The sequence below is a fragment of the Burkholderia savannae genome, from assembly GCF_001524445.2.
Lineage (GTDB): Bacteria > Pseudomonadota > Gammaproteobacteria > Burkholderiales > Burkholderiaceae > Burkholderia > Burkholderia savannae.
In genome coordinates, this window is the sequence record NZ_CP013418.1 from 852,715 (window position 1) to 876,180 (window position 23,466).

Sequence of the window (23,466 nt, forward strand, 5' to 3'; positions counted from 1 at the left end):
GATCCCGGATGGCGGCGGGCAAGCTTGGATTTACATCGCGTGTCGCGCGCCCTTACGCGCCGCGGTTCGTGTTGCCGGAAAGAATCGGCGGCGGATAGAGCGGCCATCGCGCCTGCGTGCTTCGAGCGTGCTTCGAGCGTGCTTCGAGCGTGCTTCGAGCGTGCTTCGAGCGTGCTTCGAGCGTGCTTCGAGCGTGCTTCGAGCGTGCTTCGAGCGTGCTTCGAGCGTGCTTCGAGCGTGCTTCGAGCGTGCTTCGAGCGTGCTTCGAGCGTGCTTCGAGCGTGCTTCGAGCGTGCTTCGAGCGTGCTTCGAGCGTGCTTCGAGCGTGCTTCGAGCGTGCTTCGAGCCGCTCGCTGCCACGAGCGGCTCGAAGCACCGTGCCGGCCTTCCGTGCGCGACGGCAAACGAGCCGCACGTCCCTGCACGTCGCCGCCCGGCTCGATCGCCTAGTCGTCTCGATCGGATTGACCGCGCCGCGCGTCATCCGGCGCGCGGCGCATGATGCGCGATACGCTCACCGCCGCGGCAACGGCTACGCGACTTCGCGCAGCTTCTTCCCCGCCGCCGCGCCGTTCAGCCGATTGAGTTCCTTCAAATCGTTCTCGAGCGCGGGCGCGAGCGTCGTGCGCAGGTGATCGAGGAACGTGCGGATCTTCGCATCGAGATAGCGGCGCGTCGCATAGACCGCGTACACGCTCAGCGTGTCGAGCCGATAGTTCGGCAGCACGCGCACGAGCCGCCCTGCGCGGATGTCGTCGAGCGCCGTGTACAGCGCGATCGAGCCGATCCCGCGCCCCGCGCGCACGGCCACCGACAGCGCATCCGGCACGTTCGCCTGGAACGGCGCGGGCGGCAACGCGTACACGGTCTCGTCGCCGTCGTCGCGCTCGAGCCGCCATTCGCCGCCCGGCGACGCCGGCGTATCGAGCCGCAGGCACACGTGCTTCGCGAGATCCTCGGGCGTCGTCGGCGTGCCGTGCCGCGCGAGATACTCCCGCGACGCGACGAGCACGCTGCAGCTCGTCCCGCAGGTCTGCGCGACGTAGCCCGAATCGGGCAAGTGCGACGCCGACACGATCGACACGTCGTAGCCCTCCTCGACGAGGTTCGGCATCCGCTGTGCGAGCGTGAGCTCGACCGACACGTCCGGGTTGTCTTCCTGATAACGCACGATGGACGACACCACGTGGCTCTGCCCGAGCCCGGTCATCGCGTGAATCCGCAGCTTGCCGCTCGGCCGCAGCAGCGCGTTGCGCGCCTCGGCGTTCGCGTAGTCGATCTCGGCGAGAATCGATTTCGCTCGTTCGAAGTAGCGCTGACCGCTTTCCGTCAACCCGAGATGGCGGGTCGTCCGGTGCAGCAGGCGCGTCTGCACGTGCGCTTCGAGGTTCGAGACGGCGCGCGACACCTGGGCGGTGGTCGCGTCGATTTCCTTCGCGACCGCGGTGAAACTTCCGGCTTCGACGACGCGCACGAACAGGCGCATGTTATCGAGCATGTCCATGGGGATTGGCTTCGGGAATGAATGGGAAACGATGGCCGGCGAGACGCGGCTGGCGCCGCCGAGCGCGGCCGGGGACGGCTGATCGACCGGATGCGCGGGCCATGAGACAGGCTAGGTGCGGGCATCGCGGGCGGCAAATGTCGTGATTCGTCGAGATCAGTTCGGGCGAATTGTACGCCGATGCGCGCCGGCGCGCTCGCTCGCGCCCATTTTCCGCATCCTGAAACACCGACGGCCGGCCCCGCCATCGTCGGGGTCGGCAATTTATATCACAATGACATATAATTTCGCGTTCGTCGCGCGACCGATCGGCGCACCCTCCATTTACGTTACGGCACTCCGACCTTGTCTTCGTCCCACGCGTTTCGTCATCGTCTCTTTCAGTGGCTCCTGCGCTTCGTCCCGATTCCCGTGACGCTCGGCTGGCGCGAGCGCCTGCGTTCGTGCGCGGGCGCGCTCGCCGGGATCGGCTGCGTCGGCGTGACGATGCGCGCGCTGCCGGGCATCCCGGGCGACATGCCGCTCCTCGTCGCGCCGATGGGCGCCTCCGCCGTGCTGCTGTTCGCGGTGCCGGCGAGCCCGCTCGCGCAGCCGTGGTCGCTGATCGGCGGCAACCTCGTCGCGGCAATGGTCGGCGTCGCGTGCGCGCGGTGGATCGCCGATCCCGTGCTCGCCGCGTCGCTCGCGATCGCGTGCGCGATCGGCGCGATGTTCGCGCTGCGCTGCGTGCATCCGCCGTCGGGCGCGGTCGCGCTGACGGCGGTCGTCGGCGGCCCGGCCGTGCATGCGCTCGGCTTTCGCTTCGTCGTCGAGCCGATCGCGCTGCAATCGACGGCGCTGCTCGGCGCGGCGCTCGTCTATCACGCGCTCACCGGCCACCGCTATCCGCACGGCGGCGCGCGCAAGCAGCCCGAGACGAACGCGCACGCCGCCGCGCCCCCGCTGCACGCGCGCTTCGTGCGCGCCGATCTCGAAGCGGCGCTGAAAAGCCGCGGCGAATGGCTCGACGTCGCGCCGGAAGACCTCGAATCGCTGTTGCGCGAAACCGAGCTGCGCGCGTATGCGCGCACGTTCGACGAACTGTCGTGCGCCGACATCATGTCGCGCCACCCGATCAGCATCGCGCCCGACACGCCGCTGCCCGCCGCGCTGACGCTGCTCGAGCGGCACCGGATCAAGGCGCTGCCCGTGGTCGACGCGGATGCGCGCGTCGTCGGCATCGTCACGCGCGCGGACTTGTCGAAGGCCGCGCCGCACGCGACGCCGGGCCTGTTGCGCCACCTGTCCGCGCGGCTGCCGCGCTCGCTCGTCGGCCCGGCGTTCGTCGCGCGCGCGGTGATGAGCGCGCGCGTGCGCACGGCGCGCACGACCACGCCGATCGCCGAGCTCGTGCCGCTCTTCGCCGATCACGGCCACCACCACATTCCGGTCGTCGACGCCGAGCAGAAGCTCGCCGGCATCGTCACGCAGGCGGACCTGATCGCCGGGCTCTACCGGCAATCTCAGGAGCGGCTCGCCGCGTAAGCGCAGAGAGCCGAAGCGAAGAAAACCGAGACGGGACTCGACACCATGAGCACGAACGCGCCGGACACCGCCCAAATACATCACAACATGATGTATTTTCGCACTTTCCGATCACGTTGGAGCGTCGATGACGAAACCGGCACGCGAGCTGCGCAAGGCGGATTTTGCCCAGCTTTCCGAATTCCGCTACCAGATGCGGCGCTTCGAGCGCTTCTCCGAGCGGGCCGCGCAAAGCGAGGGCATCACGCCGCTGCAATACCTGCTGCTGCTGCACATCAAGGGCTATCCGGAGCGCGACTGGGCGACGGTCGGCGAGCTCGCCGAGCGGCTGCAGGCGCAGCATCACGGCGTCGTCGCGCTCGTCACGCGCTGCGAGGCGCTCGGCCTCGTGCGGCGCAAGACGAGCGAAACCGACCGGCGGCAAGTGGAAGTGCATCTGGAGCCGGCGGGCGAGCGCGTGCTGGCCCGGCTCGCGGAGCTGCACCGAGCCGAGCTGAAATCGCTGCGCGGCGCGTTCCAGGTGCCGCAAATCGATTACTGATCCGACAATCAACGCAATCTCCGCCGACATCATGAGCATCGCCGATCCACATAAACGCGATTTCGCGACGAACGCAAGACTGCCGCGCATCGCGCTCCTCGCGCTCGCGATCGGCGTGCTCAGCACGTTCGCCGCGTTCGCGCTGCTGAGCCTCATCCATCTGTTCACGAACCTGTTCTTCTTCCAGCGGCTCTCGTTCGCCGACCGCTCGCCCGCGCTGAACACGCTCGGGCCGTGGGCGGCCGCGGTGCCGGTCGCGGGCGGCGTCGTCGTCGGGCTGATCGCGCGATTCGGCTCGGAGAAGATCCGCGGCCACGGCATTCCCGAAGCGATCGAGGCGATCCTGTTCGGCAAGAGCCGAATGTCGCCGAAGGTCGCGGTGCTCAAGCCGCTCGCGTCCGGCATCGTGATCGGCAGCGGCGGGCCGTTCGGCGCCGAAGGCCCGATCATCATGACGGGCGGCGCGATCGGCTCGCTGATCGCGCAGTTCGTGAAGGTGACGGCGGCCGAGCGCAAGACGCTGCTCGTCGCGGGCGCGACGGCCGGGATGACCGCCGTGTTCGGCACGCCCGTGGCCGCCGTGCTGCTCGCCGTCGAGCTGCTGCTGTTCGAATGGCGGCCGCGCAGCTTCCTGCCCGTCGCGCTCGCCTGCGCGGTCGCGGGCTTCGCGCGGGCCGCGTTCTTCGGCGTCGGGCCGCTGTTTCCGCTCGTGACCGCGCCGCCGTCGGCCGCAGCGCTCGGCTCGTGCGCGGCGGCCGGGCTGCTGTCGGGCGCGCTCGCATGCGCTCTGTCCGTCGCGCTCTACAAAACCGAGGACTGGTTCGGCAAGCTGCCCGTCCACTGGATGTGGTGGCCCGCGATCGGCGGCCTCGCGGTCGGGATCGGCGGGCTGATCGAGCCGCGTGCGCTCGGCGTCGGCTACGACGTGATCGGCGATCTGCTTCACGGCAATATCGCGCTGCAGTTCGCGCTCGCGATCCTCGTCGTCAAGGCCGTGATCTGGGTGATCGCGCTCGGCTCGGGGACCTCGGGCGGCGTGCTCGCGCCGCTGCTGATGCTGGGCGCGGGGCTCGGCACGCTGCTCGGGCCCGTGCTGCCGGGCGGCGAGCCGGCGCTATGGCCGCTCGTGTGCATGGCCGCGACGCTCGGCGCCACGCTCGGCGCGCCGCTCACCGCGATCGTCTTCGCGCTCGGCCTCACGCACGATGCGAACGCGCTGCTGCCGCTCCTCGCGGCGACGCTCGTCGCGCACGGCTTCGCGACCGTCGTGATGAAGCGCTCGATCATGACCGAGAAGATCGCGCGGCGCGGCTATCACATTTATCGCGAATACGGCGTCGATCCACTCGAGCGTCATTACGTCGACGAAGTGATGACGCGCGACGTCGTCACGATCGACGCGGACCTGAGTGTCGGCGTCGTGCGCGCGCGGTATTTCGGCGCGACGCAGGCGCACCGCGCCTATCCGGTCGTGCGCGACGGCGTGCTGATCGGCCTGCTCGATCGCGCGACGCTCGATCGCGGCGGCGACGCGCACGCGGGCGATGCAAACGGCGGCGAAATGCGGGCGAGTGACGGGCGAGCGAAGCGAGAGCCGATGGCCGACATGCGGGTAGCCGACATGCGGGTGACCGACATGCGGGTGGCCGACGCACGAGTACCCGACCTGCCGGTGGCCGACCTGCTGCCGCGCCGCGCCCCGCCTTTCTCGCTCGCCGACGAAACGTGCCGCCTCGTCGCGACGCGGCTCGCCGTGCATCGGCTCGAGCGCCTGCCCGTGGTCACCGATCCCGACACGATGCGGCTCGTCGGCATCGTGTCGCGCAGCGATCTCGTGAAGCCGGCGCTGCGCCACTTCGACGACGAGCACAAGCGCGAACGCTTCCGCCGCGCGCATCCGGCCGCGTTCGTGAGGCGGCGCTTCGCGCCGGCGCGCAAGACGGGCTGAGCGGCGCGCTCGCGCATGGCACATGGCGCCGGCGATCGCATCGGCGGATAATTCCCCGCTGCGAATCCGGCTGGCGCGCGATGAAACACGAACTTGAGAATCAGATCGAGACACTACGCAAGCGCATCGTCAAAACCGGGGTGTCGAGCAAAACCCCGGATGAACGGTCGATCTGGCTTCGCGCCCGGGCGCGCGAAGTCGACGATTGGAAAAATCGGCTCGGCGGAGTCGATTTGACGCCGCCGGTCATTCAGGCGCTGCAAGCCCGGGCGGACGCATGCCTGCGTTGCGCGCAGCGCAAGGTTCGAACCGCGAACGAGGCCGACGAGCTGCGCGCCGAGGCCGGGGCGGTCATGCCGGCGCATCCTCCGCGCCTGCGACGCAAGCGGCTCTGATCGGCCGCGCGCGGACGGCGAATCTGGCGCATTCCGTTTATCGATTCGCTTTCGCCTCGCCGCCGGGCGACGCCGCGCATCGGCGCCTCGAGTGAAGAGCGCCGCGACGCTGATGCTCACCTTCGCCGCCGAAACCTACATGCATTACGCGGCCGCGAAGCCGTGGGCCGTGACGAACGCCTTCGTCATCGCGTCGTTCGCGGTCTGGGGCATCCTCGTCGGCATGCCGCTCGGCCGCGCGATTAACGTGGTCGCGCGCTGCGTCCGGCACGCGAACGAATCGCGCGGCAAGGACGGCGCATACACGTTCGATTCGAACTGACCCGATATGCGCGAGAACGCGGCGGTGCGCAATCGGCGCGATCGGCGCGATCGGCGCGATCGGCGCAGTCGCCGCGCGGCGATCGCGCCAGGCGCGCGGCGGCGTTCGGGCAAGCCGCGCCGGCCGATCGACGGGCTCGCCGTCGAGCCCGCGCCCGCCGATGCGCGCCCGATCGCACCGAATGCCGGCCGAGCACCTCGACACCGAAGACAGGAATCCCGCGCGGCCCGCATAATGACGAACCCATCGGCCGGATCACACAGGATCAACGATGCTTCTCACGACCCTCGAACAACTCGAAGCGCACTACGGCAAGCCGAGCGACCGCTCTCTTTGGAAGGAAATCCCGCATTTGAGCGACGACTACCGCGCGTTCGTCGCGAAATCGCCGTTCATCGTGCTTGCGTCGTCGGGCCCGGACGGCCTCGACTGCTCGCCGCGCGGCGATCGCCCCGGCTTCGTCCGCGTGCTCGACCCGCACACGCTCGCGATCCCCGATCGCCCCGGCAACAACCGCGTCGACACGCTGCGCAACATCGTCGCGAACGGACGCATCGGCGTGCTGTTCGTCGTGCCGGGCATAGGCGAGACGCTGCGCGTGAACGGCCGCGCGAAGGTGTCGATCGCCCCCGAGCTGCTCGCGTCGTTCGCAGTCGACGGCAAGCCGGCGAAGGCGGCGATCGTCGTCGACATCGAGGCCGTCTATTTCCATTGCTCGAAGGCATTCCTGCGCTCGCAGCTGTGGGATGCGTCGCGACACGTGCCGCGCGCGGAACTGCCGTCGCCGGGCGCGATCCTGAAGAAGCTCGCTCCCGCCGGATTCGACGCCGAGCAATATGAGCGAGAACTCGAGGAGCGTAATCGCACGCGGCTTTATTGATACCGCTTAGTCGATGCGGCTCTGTTGATTCGGCCACGTCGATTCGATCGACCGACACGCGCGGTGCGGACGAAGCGCGCCGTACCGCATCGCACGTGACGCGGCGCGGCGCTGCACGAGACGGCGGATGCCCGCGAACACACCTGCATCGACACGCACCGACACGAGATGCGCAAGCGACATGATCGCGATGCGCACCGTTCGCCCGAAGGCGAAACGGCGGCAAGATGAAACGGGAGCGCCGGCGGACGTTCCGCCTGTCAGACGGGAAGACTGCTCGGAGATCGACTTTCGCTGTCCAAAGCGTCGGTCCCGTGAGTTGAAAGCATCGTCTGTTCAATGAGGGCCGCTTGCCCCGTCAAACGAGCGGCGCGCGCCAAACAATCTATGACAATCTTTTGCCGTCGATTTGAACGTGCTTAACAGTCATCGAGCGCATCCTTTGCCATCATGAACTCAACGAATACGAACGCGACGGGGCCACCGTTAGCATGCACCCTGCGCCAAGCGGCCGCAGAGCCGCGCGGCGCAGGCTGACGGTTTCAAAAGCGCGCCGCATCCGGCGCGACGGGTCGCACAGAATTCCCCGCTTCACTCCTTCGCAGCACCAATCCATTCATCCCATTCGTCCGCAAGCACGCGCGCGGCCTCGGCGACGCCGGGTCGTCGCGCGTGTGTGTGCGCCGCAGCAATCTCGCTGCGGCACTCTCGCGACGTGCGCAACGCACCCGATTGCGATTGGCAAGCTCCTTAACATCTTGTTTCCGAATCGTCGGAACATCGCCGACGATGCGCACTCAGACTGGATCGTAGTACCCGTTGAAACCCGATTCACGAATCACGACCAGAGGGAGATAACGTGAAATACTCACCGTTCATCGCATTGATCATGGCAGCTTCGGTGGCAACTTCGGCCAGCGCCGCGAGCACCGATGTCCAAAACGTGGGACAGAGCCAGAAGCCTGCGCAGGACGTCGCAACCTGCATCGCGAAGACCTGGGCCGACAAGGCGCAGCAGCAGGTCGTCACGCAGGAAGTGCTCGCGAACGGTCTCGCCGCTGACGTCTACGTGCCGGGCCAGCAGCCGCCGAACGGCGCAGCCGCGGTCGTGCGCCCCGCGCCCTCGGGCAACGCGAAGACCTGGGTCGGCTTTCGCGCGGGCAGCGGCGCCGCGGGCGGCGCTGCCGCGAGCGACATCAATAGCTGCCTGTAACGCCTGACCTGCCGGCGACGCCGGCATGCGCCGAACACGCCGGCGCGGCGGAAGTCGCGCCGGCGTGTTGCGCGTTTACCGCTCCCTCGCACCGCCCCGCCCCCTCGCGCGCCGACCGATCCGCATGCGCGACGCCTTCATCGAGTCAGCCCGTTTTCCGTCAGCCGCAGCCCTTTCACGTCGATGCCGATCATCTTGCGCGTCGACTGCCGCACGCCGTCACGCAACTGTTCGAGCGCGGGCGCGTTGCCGCTGCGGCGCAAGTCGTTCTGCGCCGTGACGGCGATCATCGCCAAATAGGCAAGCGTCTCGGCGAGCCGCTGCTTGTCGGCGTCCGACATCGCGCGAATGCGGTCGTCACGAACCAGCGTCGCGCTCGACTTCGCGCGCAGCGCATCGACGCCCGCTTGCCGTCCGCGCGCGTCCTCTCCGTTGACGACCTCCCACGACATCACGACATACGCGGCGAACACGTCGCCCAGATTGCGGCGATCGAACGCGCGGCGCGACGCCACGCGCTCGAACGCCTCGAGCAATTCGCCCTGCTCGACCACGCGCTTCGCCTCGTCGCGCCTGGACGCGTCGCCGTGCGCGAGGAAGTTCACGATATCGGCCTGCACCTGCCGGTGGACGGCGGCCGTCTCGGCGAACGTCAACGCCGCGGGCGCCGCATGCGGCGAAGCGGAACGCGCGCGATCGGCGCCGCCGCGCGCATCGCGCCCGGGCACCTGCGAGCCGCCCCCGAGATTGCCGCCGAGGTCGTCGTTCACGATCATGCCCCGCCCGAGATCCGCCGTCGCGCCCGGATCGTATTGTGCGAATGCGGGCGCCGCGACGAGCGAGGACAGCAGTTTCAGCGCGGCGGCGAAGCGAATGATTTTCTGCATGAGCAACCCTTCTCCTGTTTCGGGAATCTGCGTAGACGCAACGCCTCGTGTTCGCGCATGTCGATCGCGCAGCGGCACGTCGACGCATCGGCGCGCCAATCCACGCATGTCGCGAGCATTGCGCGCCGCGCGCCGAGCATGCCGCGCCGAACACGCGGGCGGCGAGCGCCGTGGCCGCCGCTACTGCGCGCCGCGATCCCGCCTCGCGCGCAGCACGGCGCGCCGCTCGAGGCTCTCGGCCGACCACACTTCGTCGGACGCATAGTATTCGGGCACGGCGCGCGCGTCGGGCGGCAAGACCACCCACGGCTCTTTCGACGACGTGAAGATATGAATGTCGGGCGGCAGGCGGTCGGGATCGTCGAGCGTGCCGACGCGAACGAAGCTCACCGCGCCGCCGCCGCCCGCGTAATGACTCCACACCGCGATGCGGCAATGCGGACAGCGCGCGATCTTCTGGCCCTTGCCGCTGTTCGACGGCGTATCGACGATGTCGACTTCGCCGCGCAGCAGCAGCAAGCGGTCCGATTCGATCAGCGCGTTCAGCGCGAACGCGGTGCCGGTTTCCCGCTGACACCAGCGGCAATGGCAGCAATGCACGATGAGCGGCCGGGACGTCATCCGGTAGCGCACCGCGCCGCACGTGCAGCCGCCTTCGTAAATCGGGGGTTCGTCGGTTGGCATGCGTCGCCTCGCTTGAAAGGGGCACGATCGCCTGTGCGTCGCGCCATCCGATGATCGCCCTTCGCGCGATTCGTGTGAAGCGCCTTCTCTTGCTTCGCCCGGCCGAACCCGCCCGCGTCCGACGTCGCGCGCCCGTCGCGCCGCCGCGCCGCGCTGCGCCGCGCAACGAATCTGCGAAATCCCCGCGAACGGTGGCATGATAACGACCTTGCGCGTCATTACACCCACCTGCATCCGAACATGTCGAACCTGATCGTTCACGGCGGCGCCCCGCTTCGCGGAGAAATCACGCCGTCCGCCAACAAGAACGCCGTCTTGCCCATCCTGTGCGCGACGCTCCTCACCGATCGGCCGCTGCGGCTCGTCGGCGTGCCGGACATCACCGACGTCCGCAAAATCCTCGACATCTTCCGCACGCTCGGCAGCGACGTGTCGATCGACTACGCCACGGGCGTGCTCGACCTGCATCACCGCGCAACGGCGTTCGATCCGGCCGTCCACCGGCTGCCGGAGGAAATGCGCTCGTCGATCATGCTGGTGCCGCCGCTGCTCGCGCGCTTCGGCGTCGCGCGGCTCGAGAACGACGTGAAGGGCTGCACGCTCGGCGTGCGCGAGATCGACCCGCACGTCGAGGTGTTCGAGCGCTTCGGCGCACGGATCGAGCGCACGTCCGATTCGCTGATCGTGCGCGCCGACGGCCCGCTCACGCCGAATCATCACTGGTTCGACTACGCGTCCGTCACGACGACCGAGAACTTCGTGCTGTGCGCGGCGTCGGCGAACGGCACGTCGACGCTCGTCAACGCAGCGTCGGAGCCGCACGTGCAGGAGTTCTGCCGGTTCCTCGCGATGCTCGGCGTGCCGATCGAAGGCATCGGCACGTCGCATCTGAGCGTTCAGGGCGGCCGCGCGCTCGCGGGCGGCGAGTACCGCTTCAACGAAGACTTCCACGAGATCGCGACGTTCCTCGCGCTCGGCGCGATCACGGGCGGCGACATCGCCGTGCGCAACGGCTCGCCCGAGCAGTTCCCGCTGATCGACCGGACCTTCGCGAAGTTCGGCGTGCAGGTCACGCACGAAAACGGCTGGTCGCACGCGCTGCGCGACGGTCCGCTGAAGGTGAAGCAGCCGTTCACGCGCAACATCCTGACGAAGGTCGAGGCCGCGCCGTGGCCTTACCTGCCCGTCGACCTGCTGCCGATCTTCATCGCGCTCGGCGTGCAGGCGCAAGGCAGCGTGATGTTCTGGAACAAGGTCTACGACGGCGCGATGGGCTGGACGGGCGAGTTGTCGAAGTTCGGCGCGCACGTGTTCCTGTCCGATCCGCATCGGCTGATCACGTTCGGCGGGCTGCCGCTCAGCCCGGCGCGCGTCGAGAGCCCGTACATCATCCGCGTCGCGATCGCGCTGCTGATGGTCGCGGCTAGCATCGACGGGCGCTCGGAGATCCTGAACGCGCAGCCGATCCGCCGCGCGCATCCGCACTTCGTCGAGAATCTTCGCTCGGTCGGCGCGAACGTCGAGTGGACGAGCGGCGAGTAAATCGATGCGCCGCGCGGGCGCTCGCGCAATCGCGACGCGCCCGCACGGCTTGCCGGCCGCCTACTTGAGCCGGCCGGACAGGAACGGCGCCAGCCGCTCGCTCTTCGGATTGACGAGCACGTCCTGCGGATGCCCCTCTTCCTCGATCCGCCCCTGGTGCAGGAAGATCACATGATTCGACACGTTGCGCGCGAAGCCCATCTCGTGCGTGACGACGATCATCGTGCGCCCTTCTTCCGCGAGCGCCTGCATCACCTTCAGCACTTCGCCGACGAGTTCCGGATCGAGCGCCGACGTCGGCTCGTCGAACAGCATCACTTCGGGCTCCATCGCGAGCGCGCGCGCGATCGCGACGCGCTGCTGCTGCCCGCCCGACAGATGCGACGGATATTTCGCCTCGACGCTCGGCGCGAGCCCCACCTTCCGCAAATACTCGCGCGCCCGCGCCTCGGCCTCGGCGCGCGGCAGGCCGAGCACGCTGACGGGCGCCTCGATCACGTTCTCGAGCACGGTCATGTGCGCCCACAGATTGAAGTGCTGGAACACCATCGAAAGCTTCACGCGCATCCGCTGCAATTGCTTCGGATCGCCGATCTTCGGCGCGCCGCGCCTGTCGCGCGTCACGCGAATCGATTCGTCGCCGAGCGTGATCGTGCCCGCGCACGGCTGCTCGAGAAAGTTGATGCAGCGCAGGAACGTGCTCTTTCCCGAGCCGCTCGAGCCGATGATGCTGATCACGTCGCCCGCCTTCGCCTGCAGCGAGATTCCCTTCAGCACCTCGTTGTCGCCGAACTTCTTGTGCAGGTCGTCTACCGTGAGCTTGTACATTCGCCGTCGTCCTTGATCGTCGTGGAATTTCGTTGCTCGATGCCGCTGCGCGCCGCGTCGCGCATCAATGCCCTTGGGGCTTCAGGAACGCGAGCCAGCGCGCCTCCATCCGGCGGAACAGCCAGATGAGCGCGAACACGACGATCGCGTACAGCGCGGCCGCGATGCCGTACGCCTGAAACGATGCGTAGGTGGCCGAATTGACGTCGCGCGTGACCTTGAGGATGTCGGGCACCGTCGCCGTGAACGCGAGCGTCGTCGCATGCAGCATCAGGATCACTTCGTTGCTGTAGCTCGGCAGCGCGCGGCGCAGCGCCGAGGGCAGGATCACCCGCGTATACAGCTTGAACGGCGACATCCCGTATGCAAGCCCCGCCTCGATCTCGCCAGGCGACGTCGATTTGATCGCGCCCGCGAAGATCTCGGTCGCGTACGCGCATTCGTTCAGCGTGAACGCGAGCAGCGTGCAGTTCATCGCGCTTCTGAAGAAGCTGTCGAGCCACGCATGATCGTGCACGACGCTCAGGCTGTAGATGCCCGTGTAGCAGAGCAGCAGTTGCACGTAGAGCGGCGTGCCGCGAAACACGTACGTATAGAGCCAGACCGCGCCCGACAGCGCGCGGTTGCTCGACGCGCGCGCGATCGCGAGCGGCACCGCGAGACCGAAGCCGAGCCCGATCGACACGACGAGCAGCCACAGCGTGATCGCGAGGCCGCTCATGCGGTAGCCGTCGCTGAACAGGTAGTTCTGCCAATATTGACCGATGATCTGAATCACAGCGCCAGCCTCCGCACACCCGCCGAATAGCGTTTTTCGAGGTACATCAACACGAGGTTCGACAGCGTCGTGATCGCGAGATAGATCGCGCCCGCCGCGAGCGTGAAGAAAAAGAAGTTCAGCGTGCTCTTGCCCGCGTCCTGCGCGGCTTTCACGACGTCGGCCAGGCCGATGATCGACACGAGCGCAGTGGCCTTCACGAGCACCTGCCAGTTGTTGCCGATGCCGGGCAACGCGAAGCGCATCATCTGCGGGAACATGATTCGTGCGAACACGCGCCACGAACTCATTCCGTATGCGAAGCCCGCTTCGAGCTGGCCGCGCGGCACCGCGAGAAACGCGCCGCGAAACGTCTCGGTGAAGTACGCGCCGTAGATGAAGCCGAGCGTGACGATGCCGGCGACGAACGGATCGATGTCGATCTGGTCGACGCCGAGCATGTCGGTCGCGTCGTTCAGCAGGATCTGGATGCCGTAGAACAGCAGCAGCATCAGCACGAGATCGGGCACCGCGCGGATCAACGTCGTATAGAACGTGCCGATGCCCGCCAGCATGCGATTGCGCGACAGCTTGGCCGCCGCGCCGGCGAGCCCGAGCGCGAGCGACGCGGCGAGCGAAAACACGGCGAGCTTGATCGTCTCGAGCGTGCCGGCCCACAGCAGCGGGCCGAAGCCTTGAAAGAGCATCTGCGATTTCCTCGATGTGCGCGGGCGCAGCGCGCCGTCGCCGTGAAGCGCGCGCGCAAGCTGTCCGTCGGGTTTCAGGGGGATTACGAATCGCTTCGGCGCGGCGATTTCATGCCGCCGAAGTTGTATGTACAACTTTGCTTCGACCGAATTCGGCCGGCAATCAGTGTTTTTCTCTAATGTCCGGCCGGCCGCATCATGCTCAAGCGCGATGCGCGGGCCGCAGCGCGCGATCGTCGGGAGCGCGAATGAAATTCGTCACGGGATGGACGAGTCGGTTCGTTCGTACGCACCTGCGCGCGGCCGTCTCATGTCTGATGTAATGGGTTCATCGCCTGTTCACCGGGATTCGCGGCAAAGCCCCTCGAGAGGGGTCGGCGATGTTCGGCGGCAGCGCAAGACAACGGCCCGCCGCTTTCGGCCGGCTCCGGACGACCGACGGATGCGGGAAGCCGAATCGTCGACAATCGGCGGGCGCGCCGCCATCATTGGCGGAAAGCGCGGAACAACGGGCTTCGACCGATGAGCCGAAGCCTCGTGTCCCGCAACGCGCGACGTGGGTCAGAAGGTATGCATCATCCCGACGTACGCGCCCGTCTGCGATTCACCCGCGAGCGGGCTCGTGTTCGGCGTCGCGTCGCGCGGCGTCGCGAGCAGCGAGAAGTTCGAATTCCCGCCGTTGCGCATGTAAGCGACCGTGCCGTACAGGAAGGTCCGCTTCGACAGGTTGTAAGTCGTCCCGAGCGCGTACAGGATCGCGTGGCCGGACGGATCGTGCGCCGCGTCGCTGCCGTCGCCGCCGCGAACGCGCACGTAGTAGCCGCCGCCCGTCACCGCCCACTGCGCCGTGGCCTGATAGGTCGCGCCGAGCCAGAAGTGATCGGCGCGATCCGCAAGGCCCGCCGGCGTGTCGGGTGCCGCATAATGCGTATAGGCGCCCTGGATCTTGAACTTCTGCACCTTCACGTTCGCGCCGATGAAATACTCGCGCGAGCTCGAGAAGATATTGCTCATGCGGCCGTTGCTGTCGCGCAGTTCGTCGTACATGCCGCGCACGTCGAGCATCGGCGAGTGATACGAGATCATCACGCCGTCCGAGCGGCCGAAGTCGCCCTGCGCGCCGTAATTGAAGCCGCGCGACTGGTTGCCGAACGCGTACTGCGCCTGCACGTCGAAGCCGCCGAACACCGGGCTGTGATACTCGACGTTGTTGCTCGTCTGCTGCCAGTTGCGCCCGCGCACGAGCGACGCCGACGAGAACGCCTGCTGGACGAACGGATCGAATTCCCACACGCCGTCGCTGTCGATGAAGAGATTGCGGCCCGCCTGCAGCTTGCCCCACGTGTCGTTCGTCAAGCCGACGTACGCGCGCCGCGACCACATCCGGCCGCCGCCCGTCGTGCCGTTCATCACCTGGAACGCGGTCTCCAGGTTGAAGATCGCCGACGTGCCGCCGCCCAGATCCTCGACGCCCTTCAGGCCGAACATGCTCGTGCCCCAGTCGCCGCTCTCGGCGCTCCAGCGCGACGAGCTGCCGCCCGAGGGATTCGCGATGTGATTCAGGTATTCGACGCCGCCGTCGACGCGGCCGTACAGCGTGACGCTCGTCTGCGCGCAAGCGAGCGCGGGCCCGGCCGCGACGAGCGCGGCCATCATTTTCTTCGAATGAAAAACCATTGTTCTCCGCCTGTTGTCTTCTCTCAGGTTCAACACACGTCCGGCACGCCGCTCAACCGCGATCGAGCGAATAGCGTCCGGGGCCAGCCGCGCACAGAGCGAACAAGCCGCCCGTGATCGCGATGTTCTTGTAGAAATGGATCATCATGTTCATCTGCTCGGCGGCGGCCATCGACCAATAGTGATGGCCGATGAACGCGGTGCCGATCGTGTAGAGGCCGAGCAGCAGCGCGAGCGGCCGCGTGTAGAAGCCGATCAGGATCGCGATGCCGACGAAGAACTCCATCACGATCGCGACGACCGCCGCGATCGAGGGCAGCGGCGTGCCCTCGGAAGCCATGAACTGGGCCGTGCCCGAGAAATTCAGCAGTTTCTCCCAGCCGAAAATCACGAACAGGATGACGATCAGAATGCGGGAAAGCAGCAGCAGAGCGTCTTTTTGACGCGCAAGGAAAGTTTGTCTCATCGTCGTGCGGAGCGGGAAGCGGGCGTCGCGCGCGCTGCGACGACGCGTCGCGCACGAGCCGGTTGCGAACCGAGGCGGCCCACGGCGCGCGCCGCGCGCCGCCTCCCTGTCGACTGCGACCTGCCACCGGACGGCCGCCCGGTGCGATGCCGTCCTCCTCGATCGCCGGATAACCCGACCCGTACGTTACTGCGCGGCGCGCAGCTTCGCAACGTCCTGTTCGCTCACCTTCGCCGCCGGATTGCCGAACTGCCCGGTCAGATAGTTCGTGAGCGCGGCGATCTGCGCGTCCGACAACTCGTGGCGGAACGCCGGCATGCCGACGTCTTCCTTGCCCGCCTTGCGCGCGACGCCGTTCAGGATCACCTGCACGAGATTCGTCGGGTTCGGCGCGCCGACCGTCGAATTGTGGAAGAGCGGCGGATAGTAGCCGTCCGGCGTGCCCTTGCCCTGCATCTGGTGGCAGCTCGCGCAGTTGCCGAGATACAGACGCGCGGGATCGACGCCCGTCGACGCGAGCGCGACCCCGCGCAGCCGGATTCCGTCCTCGGCCGGCTTGCCCCATGCGGCGCGCGCCTTCGCGCTGCCGTCGGCGACGGCGGGCACCGTGCGGGCGTACGTCGCGATCGCGCCGATGTCCGCGTCGGTCATCTGCGAGAAGCTGTGCTCGACCGCCTCGGCCATCGGCCCCGCCGCCTGCGCGAGACCCGGCACGCTGCCCGTGCGCAGGTACTGCACGAGCTGCTGCTGCGTCCAGCCGCCGATCCCCGCGTTCGCGTCCGACGTGATGTTGTAGCCGTCCCAGCCCGAGAGCACCGAGCCCGCGAGGAAGCTGCCGCCCGTCTCGTCGAGCGATTTCTCCTGCAGCGCGACGCCGCGCGGCGTGTGGCACGTGCCGCAGTGCGCGAGGCCCTGCACGAGATACGCGCCGCGGTTCCATTCGACGCCGCGCTCCGGCTTCGGCTGGTACGCGCCGTCCTTCAGGAACAGCAGGTTCCAGATCTTGAGCGGCCAGCGCATGCTCAGATACCACGGGATCTCGTTCTTGCGCGCAGGCTGCCTGACCGGCTCGACGCCGTGCATGAAGTACGCGTAGAGCGCCTTCACGTCGTCGTCGCTGACCTTCGCGTACGACACGTAAGGCATCGCCGGATACAGGTTGTCGCCGCTCTTCGCGACGCCGTGACGCACCGCGCGCTCGAAATCCGCGAACGTCCAGTCGCCGATGCCCGTTTCCTTGTCGGGCGTGATGTTGGTCGTGTAGATCGTGCCGAGGACGGGCGCGCGCATCGGCAAGCCGCCCGCGAACGGCTTGCCGCCCTTCGCGGTGTGGCACGCCATGCAGTCGCCCGCGACGGCCAGATAGCGGCCGCGCTCGACGAGCGCGGCGTCGGCGGAAGGCGCGGATGTCGCCGACGTCGCAGATGCGGCGGCAGCGGCCGGCGAGGACGAAGCCGCAGCGGCAGGCGCGGCGGCAGCGCCGGCGTCCGCCGCGCTCGACAGGCCGGGCAACGCGAGGCAGCCGGCCAGCATGAAGGAAAGCGTTCGTTTCAGCATCAGATTTCCTTCTTCAACTGGTCCGAGATCCGCAGCGCGAGCGCCGCGATCGTCAGCGTCACGTTCACCGTGCCGACCGTCGGCATCGTCGCGCTGCTCGACACGAACAAGTTCGGATGGTCGAACGTGCGGCAGTCCTTGTCGACGACCGAATCGCGCGGATCGGCGCCCATGATCGTCGCGCCCGTGATGTGGTTGTTCGGCGCGAATTCGTCGTTGAACACGACGTCGGTGCCGCCCAGCACTTTCGCCGCGGTCGCGTAGACCTCGCGCGTGTGCACCGCGCCGCGCTTCACGTAGTCGTCGATCGCATAGGTGATTTCCGGGCGCGGGATGCCGATCGCATCGGTCGCCGTCTTGCTCGGCACGATGCGGTTCTCCGGTTGCGGCAGGATTTCGTGGAAGCAGTCGAACTGCACGTAGCGCGCGGAGCGGTCGCGGATCTGCGCGTCGAGCTCGGCGGGCTTCAGCAGCTTGCCGGCCTTGAAGATCTTCTGCGTTTCCTGATCGATGCGCGACAGGTTCGACAGGTGGATCTTCTTCGCCGCCTCGGTCGCGCGGAACGGGCCGTCGCGGAAACCGATCAGCGACGTCATCTCCTGCGGGCCGCGCCCCGGCCACAGCTTCTCGCTCGCGTAGAAAGACACGCCGGTGCCCGGATGGTCCATCAGGTTGCGGCCGACCATGTCGGAGCTGTTGCCCACGCCGTTCGGGAAATCGTGGCTCGTCGACATCAGCATCAGCTTCGGCGTCTCGATGCCGTTCGCGGCGAGCACGAAGTACTTGCCCTCGACGCGGTGCTCGACGCCCTTCGGGTCCTTGTAGAGCGCGGCGACGATCTTCTTCTGCGGGCCGACCTCGAGCTTGTGGACGACCGCGTTCTCGACGAGCTTCGCGCCCGCCTGCTCGGCCTTCTCGACGTGAACGATGCCGTTGTACATCGCGCCGATCGGACAGATCGGCATGCAGTTGTTGTTGCCGCAGCAGGTCGGACGGCCGTCGTACGGGCGGCTGTTGCGCGCGACCGGCTCGGTCACCACGTGGAATTTCGGGTCGTGGTTGTTGAGCGCGGTCTTGATCGTGAGCTCGTTGTAGGACAACGGCAGCGGCGGCATCGGGTACGCCTCTTTGCGCGGCGAGAACAGGTCTTCCTCGGGGCCGGGGCCCCAGACGCCCAGCTCTTCCTCGGCGCGCTGGTAGTAGTGCTCGAGATCGTCGTACCGGATCGGCCAGTCGCGGCCGACGCCGTAGACGGTCTTCATCTTGAAGTCGTTCGGGATGAAGCGCCACGCGGACGCGGCCCAGTGCCACGTCGTGCCGCCCACCGCGCGGATGTACTGCGAGTTGAACTTGTGCTCGCCCTTCAACACCAGGTAGTCGTTCGGCGGGCCGTATTCCGGATGCGGCGCCCACGGGCTCGACGGATACGGCGCCATGAAGTCCATCTTGTCCGGCTGGTTGCGAAAGCGCTCGACGATTTCCCAGCGCGGCATGCGCGGGCCGGCCTCGAGCAGGATCACCGACTTGCCCGCCTTCGCAAGCTGATGCGCGACGATCGCACCCGCGACGCCCGAGCCCACGACGACGACGTCGGCTTGTTGTGTATCGGACATCAGGCTTGCCTCTCGATCGGTTTGTCGGCCCAGAAGCCGGGTTTGTTGGGGCAGTACGAGCGGATCACGAGCGTGTCCGACACGACGCCGAACATCAGCGCTTCTTCATAGGTGATCACGACGTTGTCGACGATGCCGAGATACCACGCTTCGAGAATGCGCAGCGCGAGGGCTTCCTGATCGGGCGTGAGCGTATTCGCGGCGAGCGCGCCGGCGAGCTTCGGCAGCCCGTCGCCGAGTTCGAACGAGCCCTTCTGCAACGCGTGCAGCAGCCGTTCGCCGACTGCGCGGTTCAGGCCGGTCTTGCCGGTCAGCGCCTCGGACAGCGTCATGAACGCGTCGAGCGGCGCGGCGCTCGGCGCATCGGCGAGCGCGCGCAGCGTGAGCGATCCCGCAAGGCCCAAGGCGCTCAGCGCGAGCGAGCGCTGCAGCCATTGGCGTCGGGTGAGCCCCCCACCCATGGGCTCGACCGCGTCGCTCGGGCGACGCGCGTGGGGATTGGTGTCGTTATTCATCGTTCCTTCTCTCAAGCGTCGGGTTCGGGAAAACGAGTGTTGATATTTCTCAAACTACGGCGCGGCTCCGAAATGTACGCGTTCGCCGCCAATTGAACAATCCCTTTATAGTTCATCGAATCGTTTTGCACTCCCTTGCAATGCGGGTTCCGGCGGCTTTTTCAGTTTTCGCAAAAAATTGTTTCTCAATGCGGCGTTGCGGCCTGCGGACTATCTGGAGTACGCAGCAATAAGGCGTGGCGCGATCACGGAGGCGCGCGCCGATGACTTGAACGAACGGCGCGGCGCAAACGGCGTTCGGAGGCTGCCGGAATCGATGGCGGAAGCCGCGCCGCGGCGCGGCGCGGCTGTTCCGTTGACGCTCGATCGGCCGCGCGGTCGGTTCGACGCGCCGGCGCATCGCACCGACCGCCTCCGCGCGCGCCGATGCCAGTCATTCGTACGATTGCCCGGACTCCTGAAGAGCGCGCGCATTTCAGCGCCGACAACGAATGGTTCAGTTCACGAATTCGGCCAGCTTGGCGGAATCGTCTGAATGAGGTGTTTGCCACGGCGCTTTTCCGCTCCCCCTATGCCCGCCGCCGCGTGATTGCCGAATCGAGGAACGTTTTGCACGCGGAAACGTTCCGACATATCGTGCCCGCATCGTTATCGTGGATACGCGGCGCACGTGCGGCCATCCATACGCCGAAGAAACGCTTTTCATTCACGAACGCGCCGCACGACGGCGCCCGGCCATCGCGAACGCTCGCGCTCGATCGCCCCGCTCCTGGACGGTTCGGCGCGCCCCCCCCACGCCGACGATCGTCATACTCATACGTTTGCCTTCGCTCGACTTGCGCAACGCACGCGCGCCGCACGTGCCCGCCGCCGTCGCGAAGGTCTTGCCGCGAGATCGCTGAAATCCTCGATGCCCGAATCCCTGCGCGTGCGAAAGCGAATGCCCGCCGGGAGGAAACATTTCGCTCGGCCGCGCCGCCCGCTTCTGCCGCTCATGCGTATTCGTCATTGCTGCGGCTCCAACGGTCGCTCGTGTGGTTCCGCACGAGCGAAATGCGGTTCCGCGACGAGAACGAAATTGCGTTGACGACGAGCCCGGTGCGTTTCATCGGCCGCTCGAATTCGCCTGCTATCTTCGTCGCGACGTCGCGCGAATAGCCGACGCCCCTCCACGGTTCGTCGGAATCAGAAACGGCATCGGCGCTTCGCGAGCGTCGAGTCGCGCAACGCCCGCCCCGTCGATATTCCCGCGCGCTCCAGCAAGTTCGCGCGCATCCACCGAATGCGCCCGCGGCCGAGCCGGCACGCGCATGCGGCGGCAATCCGTTTGAAACGAACGCACATGCTTTTCGCGGGGAAAAGCCGGAAGAAATGCGATCGTAATGCGATCAAAAACTTCGAGCCCCGACGCGCGGCGGCCTCGCCTTTCCGCTCGATGACGCGCCCGCATGCCGAATATGCGCCGAGCGCGCATCCGATTGGCCGTTTTATACGGTCGTTCTCCGTTTCCCCCGCTTATCTCAAAAAATAATCTCGAACCAGGCCGCTTCGTACACCAAAAATGCTCGTGATTTTGTGCGGCAAGCGACTATATTTTCCGAAAGACTATCAAGAATTGTTAAACGCAGCCGTTACTCACACCAGTAACTCCGATCGGGCGCGCACGAGCCCGACGGATTCAGGACAAGACCTGGCGATGTACGGGGATGCAACGAGGACGAGGATGCTCAGCGACCTCCCGCGCCATGGCCTTGACCGCGTTGACCGCGCATGCGGTTTCGAACCCACGGGTGGAGAGGCACCATGTACAACAAACGTAGCAATCCTGACAAGACGCGGTTTGGCCAGGCCCGCGCAGTGGCCGGCATTCTCTCCATGTCCTTCCTCGTTCCGCTCGCCGGTTGCGGCGGCGGAGGCGGCGGGGGCGGAAGCAGCACCCCTTCGGCAGCCGCACAGCCGACGCCGGCTCCGGCGCCGACACCTGCCCCCTCATCGGGTTCGTCGCAATCCGCGACTTCGTCGACATCGACAGCCGCTTGCCCCGTCACGCAAGCCGCATCGACAGCCGCAAGCGCGCAGCTCGCCTCCAGCGCCGTTTCGCAGGACGCGCCCGTCGACCACCTGATCGTCAAGCTGCAGGACGCGGCGGCGACGGCGGGATCGGGCGCGCGCATCATGGCCGCGACGAACGGCGCGACGCGACTGGATGCGGTGATCCAGCGCGTGATGTCGCAATGGAACACGAAGAGCGGCGCCGCTCGCGCCTATGCGCAAAACGTCGCGCCGACGAGCGCCGTGCAGGTCGAGCGGACGATGTCGGGCGGCGCCACGCTGCTCGCACTCGGACAAAAGATGAACGCGGATACGGCCAGCGCACTCGCGCAAACGTTCGCGGCCGACCCCGACGTTGCGTACGCGGAACCCGACCGGCGTGTGTTCGCCCGCACGGTGGCGAACGATCCGGACTACGCGCAGCAATGGAACTACTTCGATCCGACGGCCGGCATCGATCTGCCGAACGCATGGAACGTGACGACCGGCTCGCCGGGCATCGTCACCGCGGTGCTCGACACCGGCTATCGCCCGCATCCGGACCTCATCGCGAACCTGCTGCCCGGCTATGACTTCATCACCGACATCAACACCGGCAACAACGGCCACGGCCGCGGCCCGGACGCGACCGATCCGGGCGACTGGGTCACGCAGCAGGAGCTGACCGATCCGTCGAGCCCGTTCTATCAATGCGCGAGCGGGCCGTCGAACAGCAGTTGGCACGGCACGCAGGTCGCCGGCATCATCGGCGCCGCCGCGAACAACGGCATCGGCATCGCGGGCGTCAACTGGTACGGCAAGATCCTGCCCGTGCGCGTGCTCGGCAAGTGCGGCGGCGCGACGAGCGACATCGCCGACGCGATGCGCTGGGCGGCGGGCCTGCCCGTCGCCGGCGCGCCGACGAACCTGACGCCCGCGAAGGTGATCAACCTGAGCCTCGGCGGCACCGGCACGTGCGGCGACACGTTCCAGCAAGCGATCAACGACGTGATCGCGAAAGGCGTGAGCGTCGTCGTCTCGGCCGGCAACGACGGCCAAGCGACGACGCTCGATCGCCCGGCGAACTGCCAGGGCGTGATCGCGGTCGGCGCGACCGACAGCACGGGCCAGCGCGCGTGGTACAGCAACTTCGGCACGGACATCACGCTGAGCGCGCCGGGCTCGAACATCCTGTCGACGACCAATGCGGGCACGACGGTTCCGACCACCGACGCGTACGGCACGCACAGCGGCACGAGCCTCGCCGCGCCGCAGATCGCAGGCATCGCATCGCTGATGCTGTCGGCGAATCCGAACCTGACGCCCGCCCAGATCGCCCAGAAGCTCGCAGGCACCGCACGGCCGTCGCCATCGACGACATCCTGCCTCGCGCGCGCGCCGGGCGCGGGCATCGCCGATGCGGGCGTAGTGGTTGCGTCCGCAACGAAATAGGCGAGCGCCGCACTCACGCGCGCATGCGGCGGCCGCCCGAACGGGCGGCCGCTCGCGCTTGCGGCCACGCATGGCCGCCGTCGCCCGGCACGAATCGCACATCGCACCGCCCGCGAATATGCGCGCAAGTCGCGTAAGCGCGCTGTAAAAAGCTTGACGCTTCGTACGCCGACCCTTTACCATCGCCCCCGTCTTGATACTTGGAGTGTTCCGTGAACACCGATGCGAGTTGTAGTCGGTCCTGCACCGGCTTGACTGCTGACTGAGGCATTCGCGCAGAGCCCCCAACGCTTCTGCCGCATCCCGGCCAGCAGGATGCGGCGTCTTTCCGGCCGTCTCGGCCCGATCTTCCCGCCACGAATTTTCCGAACGAACGACGCATGCGCCGCCATGCGCGCGTCGTGCACGCTCGTTCGCACGATG

21 protein-coding genes and 1 pseudogene are annotated in these 23,466 nt (G+C 67.3%); 11 read left to right on the plus strand and 11 right to left on the minus strand.

All coding sequences use genetic code 11. The features are described 5' to 3' along the window. Positions 1-532 precede the first annotated feature (532 nt). A complete protein-coding gene (locus WS78_RS24695) occupies positions 533-1,504 on the minus strand; it encodes a LysR family transcriptional regulator (RefSeq protein WP_038746831.1) in 972 nt (323 codons plus the stop codon). 21 nt (positions 1,505-1,525) lie between these two features. On the opposite strand from WS78_RS24695, the pseudogene WS78_RS37790 reads away from it, so the two are divergent. The 8 genes and pseudogenes from WS78_RS37790 (at position 1,526) to WS78_RS24750 (ending at position 8,327) form a co-directional block, all read left to right on the plus strand. After that, positions 1,526-1,789 (plus strand): annotated as a pseudogene (locus WS78_RS37790) (hypothetical protein). Between the two features lie 60 nt (positions 1,790-1,849). Next, a complete protein-coding gene (locus WS78_RS24705; protein WP_059582376.1) occupies positions 1,850-3,028 on the plus strand; it encodes an HPP family protein in 1,179 nt (392 codons plus the stop codon). A 127-nt stretch (positions 3,029-3,155) separates the two neighbouring features. Further along, positions 3,156-3,569: a MarR family winged helix-turn-helix transcriptional regulator gene (locus tag WS78_RS24710; protein WP_038746834.1), complete on the plus strand. Its 414-nt coding sequence runs from the start codon at positions 3,156-3,158 to the stop codon at positions 3,567-3,569. 31 nt (positions 3,570-3,600) lie between these two features. Further along, positions 3,601-5,517 (plus strand): chloride channel protein, encoded by a 1,917-nt coding sequence (locus WS78_RS24715; protein ID WP_059582380.1) that lies wholly within the window; start codon positions 3,601-3,603, stop codon positions 5,515-5,517. An 80-nt stretch (positions 5,518-5,597) separates the two neighbouring features. Beyond that, complete coding sequence (locus WS78_RS24720; protein WP_038746840.1) at positions 5,598-5,912, plus strand: hypothetical protein; 315 nt, start codon at positions 5,598-5,600, stop codon at positions 5,910-5,912. 91 nt (positions 5,913-6,003) lie between these two features. Continuing rightward, complete coding sequence (locus tag WS78_RS24725; RefSeq protein WP_394335895.1) at positions 6,004-6,234, plus strand: hypothetical protein; 231 nt, start codon at positions 6,004-6,006, stop codon at positions 6,232-6,234. Between the two features lie 271 nt (positions 6,235-6,505). Continuing rightward, positions 6,506-7,114, plus strand: coding sequence for a pyridoxamine 5'-phosphate oxidase family protein (locus WS78_RS24730; protein WP_059582384.1), 609 nt, complete (start codon positions 6,506-6,508; stop codon positions 7,112-7,114). Between the two features lie 943 nt (positions 7,115-8,057). Next, entirely contained in the window at positions 8,058-8,327 is a 270-nt protein-coding gene (locus tag WS78_RS24750) for a hypothetical protein (RefSeq protein WP_317135480.1), read from the plus strand. A gap of 137 nt (positions 8,328-8,464) precedes the next feature. On the opposite strand, the gene WS78_RS24755 is transcribed toward WS78_RS24750, so the two are convergent. Both WS78_RS24755 and WS78_RS24760 read right to left on the minus strand, forming a co-directional pair. Then, positions 8,465-9,214, minus strand: coding sequence for a DUF6683 family protein (locus WS78_RS24755; protein WP_059582394.1), 750 nt, complete (start codon positions 9,212-9,214; stop codon positions 8,465-8,467). Positions 9,215-9,394: 180 nt separating this feature from the next. Next, the gene (locus WS78_RS24760) at positions 9,395-9,898 is read right to left on the minus strand and encodes a GFA family protein (RefSeq protein ID WP_059582398.1); all 504 of its coding nucleotides are present in this window, start codon (positions 9,896-9,898) and stop codon (positions 9,395-9,397) included. A 240-nt stretch (positions 9,899-10,138) separates the two neighbouring features. On the opposite strand from WS78_RS24760, the gene WS78_RS24765 reads away from it, so the two are divergent. After that, on the plus strand, positions 10,139-11,440 hold the full coding sequence (locus tag WS78_RS24765; protein WP_038746860.1) for a UDP-N-acetylglucosamine 1-carboxyvinyltransferase: 1,302 nt from the start codon (positions 10,139-10,141) through the stop codon (positions 11,438-11,440). Between the two features lie 60 nt (positions 11,441-11,500). Here the strand turns inward: WS78_RS24765 and WS78_RS24770 are convergent, their stop codons facing one another. The 8 genes from WS78_RS24770 to WS78_RS24810 all read right to left on the minus strand — a co-directional run bounded on the left by WS78_RS24770 (position 11,501) and on the right by WS78_RS24810 (position 19,560). Next, on the minus strand, positions 11,501-12,268 hold the full coding sequence (locus WS78_RS24770; RefSeq protein ID WP_059582404.1) for an ABC transporter ATP-binding protein: 768 nt from the start codon (positions 12,266-12,268) through the stop codon (positions 11,501-11,503). A gap of 64 nt (positions 12,269-12,332) precedes the next feature. Beyond that, positions 12,333-13,046, minus strand: a complete 714-nt coding sequence (locus tag WS78_RS24775) for an ABC transporter permease (RefSeq protein ID WP_038746864.1) — start codon at positions 13,044-13,046, stop codon at positions 12,333-12,335. Next, complete coding sequence (locus WS78_RS24780) at positions 13,043-13,732, minus strand: ABC transporter permease (RefSeq protein ID WP_038746867.1); 690 nt, start codon at positions 13,730-13,732, stop codon at positions 13,043-13,045. The genes WS78_RS24775 and WS78_RS24780 overlap by 4 nt, the downstream gene beginning before the upstream one ends. Before the next feature lie 561 nt (positions 13,733-14,293). After that, entirely contained in the window at positions 14,294-15,409 is a 1,116-nt protein-coding gene (locus WS78_RS24790; RefSeq protein ID WP_059582409.1) for a porin, read from the minus strand. Positions 15,410-15,461: 52 nt separating this feature from the next. Then, entirely contained in the window at positions 15,462-15,875 is a 414-nt protein-coding gene (locus tag WS78_RS24795; protein WP_038746872.1) for a DoxX family protein, read from the minus strand. Between the two features lie 186 nt (positions 15,876-16,061). Next, entirely contained in the window at positions 16,062-17,432 is a 1,371-nt protein-coding gene (locus WS78_RS24800) for a cytochrome c (RefSeq protein WP_059582413.1), read from the minus strand. Beyond that, a complete protein-coding gene (locus tag WS78_RS24805) occupies positions 17,432-19,045 on the minus strand; it encodes a GMC family oxidoreductase (protein ID WP_038746878.1) in 1,614 nt (537 codons plus the stop codon). Before WS78_RS24805 ends, WS78_RS24800 begins: the two co-directional genes overlap by 1 nt. Continuing rightward, entirely contained in the window at positions 19,045-19,560 is a 516-nt protein-coding gene (locus tag WS78_RS24810) for a sugar dehydrogenase complex small subunit (RefSeq protein ID WP_038746880.1), read from the minus strand. Before WS78_RS24810 ends, WS78_RS24805 begins: the two co-directional genes overlap by 1 nt. Before the next feature lie 178 nt (positions 19,561-19,738). Here WS78_RS24810 and WS78_RS37265 point away from each other — a divergent pair, with 178 nt between their 5' ends. Both WS78_RS37265 and WS78_RS24830 read left to right on the plus strand, forming a co-directional pair. Next, complete coding sequence (locus WS78_RS37265; RefSeq protein ID WP_059582417.1) at positions 19,739-20,095, plus strand: hypothetical protein; 357 nt, start codon at positions 19,739-19,741, stop codon at positions 20,093-20,095. A 1,340-nt stretch (positions 20,096-21,435) separates the two neighbouring features. Beyond that, the gene (locus WS78_RS24830) at positions 21,436-23,043 is read left to right on the plus strand and encodes a S8 family peptidase (protein ID WP_081989496.1); all 1,608 of its coding nucleotides are present in this window, start codon (positions 21,436-21,438) and stop codon (positions 23,041-23,043) included. The last annotated feature ends 423 nt before the right edge of the window (positions 23,044-23,466 follow it).

Coding starts and splice junctions, on each gene's coding strand:
- WS78_RS24695 (WP_038746831.1), bottom strand. CDS start 1,504: ATGGACATGCTCGATAACATGCGCCTGTTCGTGCGCGTCGTCGAAGCC.
- WS78_RS24710 (WP_038746834.1), top strand. CDS start 3,156: ATGACGAAACCGGCACGCGAGCTGCGCAAGGCGGATTTTGCCCAGCTT.
- WS78_RS24715 (WP_059582380.1), top strand. CDS start 3,601: ATGAGCATCGCCGATCCACATAAACGCGATTTCGCGACGAACGCAAGA.
- WS78_RS24720 (WP_038746840.1), top strand. CDS start 5,598: ATGAAACACGAACTTGAGAATCAGATCGAGACACTACGCAAGCGCATC.
- WS78_RS24730 (WP_059582384.1), top strand. CDS start 6,506: ATGCTTCTCACGACCCTCGAACAACTCGAAGCGCACTACGGCAAGCCG.
- WS78_RS24755 (WP_059582394.1), bottom strand. CDS start 9,214: ATGCAGAAAATCATTCGCTTCGCCGCCGCGCTGAAACTGCTGTCCTCG.
- WS78_RS24760 (WP_059582398.1), bottom strand. CDS start 9,898: ATGCCAACCGACGAACCCCCGATTTACGAAGGCGGCTGCACGTGCGGC.
- WS78_RS24765 (WP_038746860.1), top strand. CDS start 10,139: ATGTCGAACCTGATCGTTCACGGCGGCGCCCCGCTTCGCGGAGAAATC.
- WS78_RS24770 (WP_059582404.1), bottom strand. CDS start 12,268: ATGTACAAGCTCACGGTAGACGACCTGCACAAGAAGTTCGGCGACAAC.
- WS78_RS24780 (WP_038746867.1), bottom strand. CDS start 13,732: ATGCTCTTTCAAGGCTTCGGCCCGCTGCTGTGGGCCGGCACGCTCGAG.
- WS78_RS24790 (WP_059582409.1), bottom strand. CDS start 15,409: ATGGTTTTTCATTCGAAGAAAATGATGGCCGCGCTCGTCGCGGCCGGG.
- WS78_RS24795 (WP_038746872.1), bottom strand. CDS start 15,875: ATGAGACAAACTTTCCTTGCGCGTCAAAAAGACGCTCTGCTGCTGCTT.
- WS78_RS24800 (WP_059582413.1), bottom strand. CDS start 17,432: ATGCTGAAACGAACGCTTTCCTTCATGCTGGCCGGCTGCCTCGCGTTG.
- WS78_RS24805 (WP_038746878.1), bottom strand. CDS start 19,045: ATGTCCGATACACAACAAGCCGACGTCGTCGTCGTGGGCTCGGGCGTC.
- WS78_RS24810 (WP_038746880.1), bottom strand. CDS start 19,560: ATGAATAACGACACCAATCCCCACGCGCGTCGCCCGAGCGACGCGGTC.
- WS78_RS24830 (WP_081989496.1), top strand. CDS start 21,436: ATGTCCTTCCTCGTTCCGCTCGCCGGTTGCGGCGGCGGAGGCGGCGGG.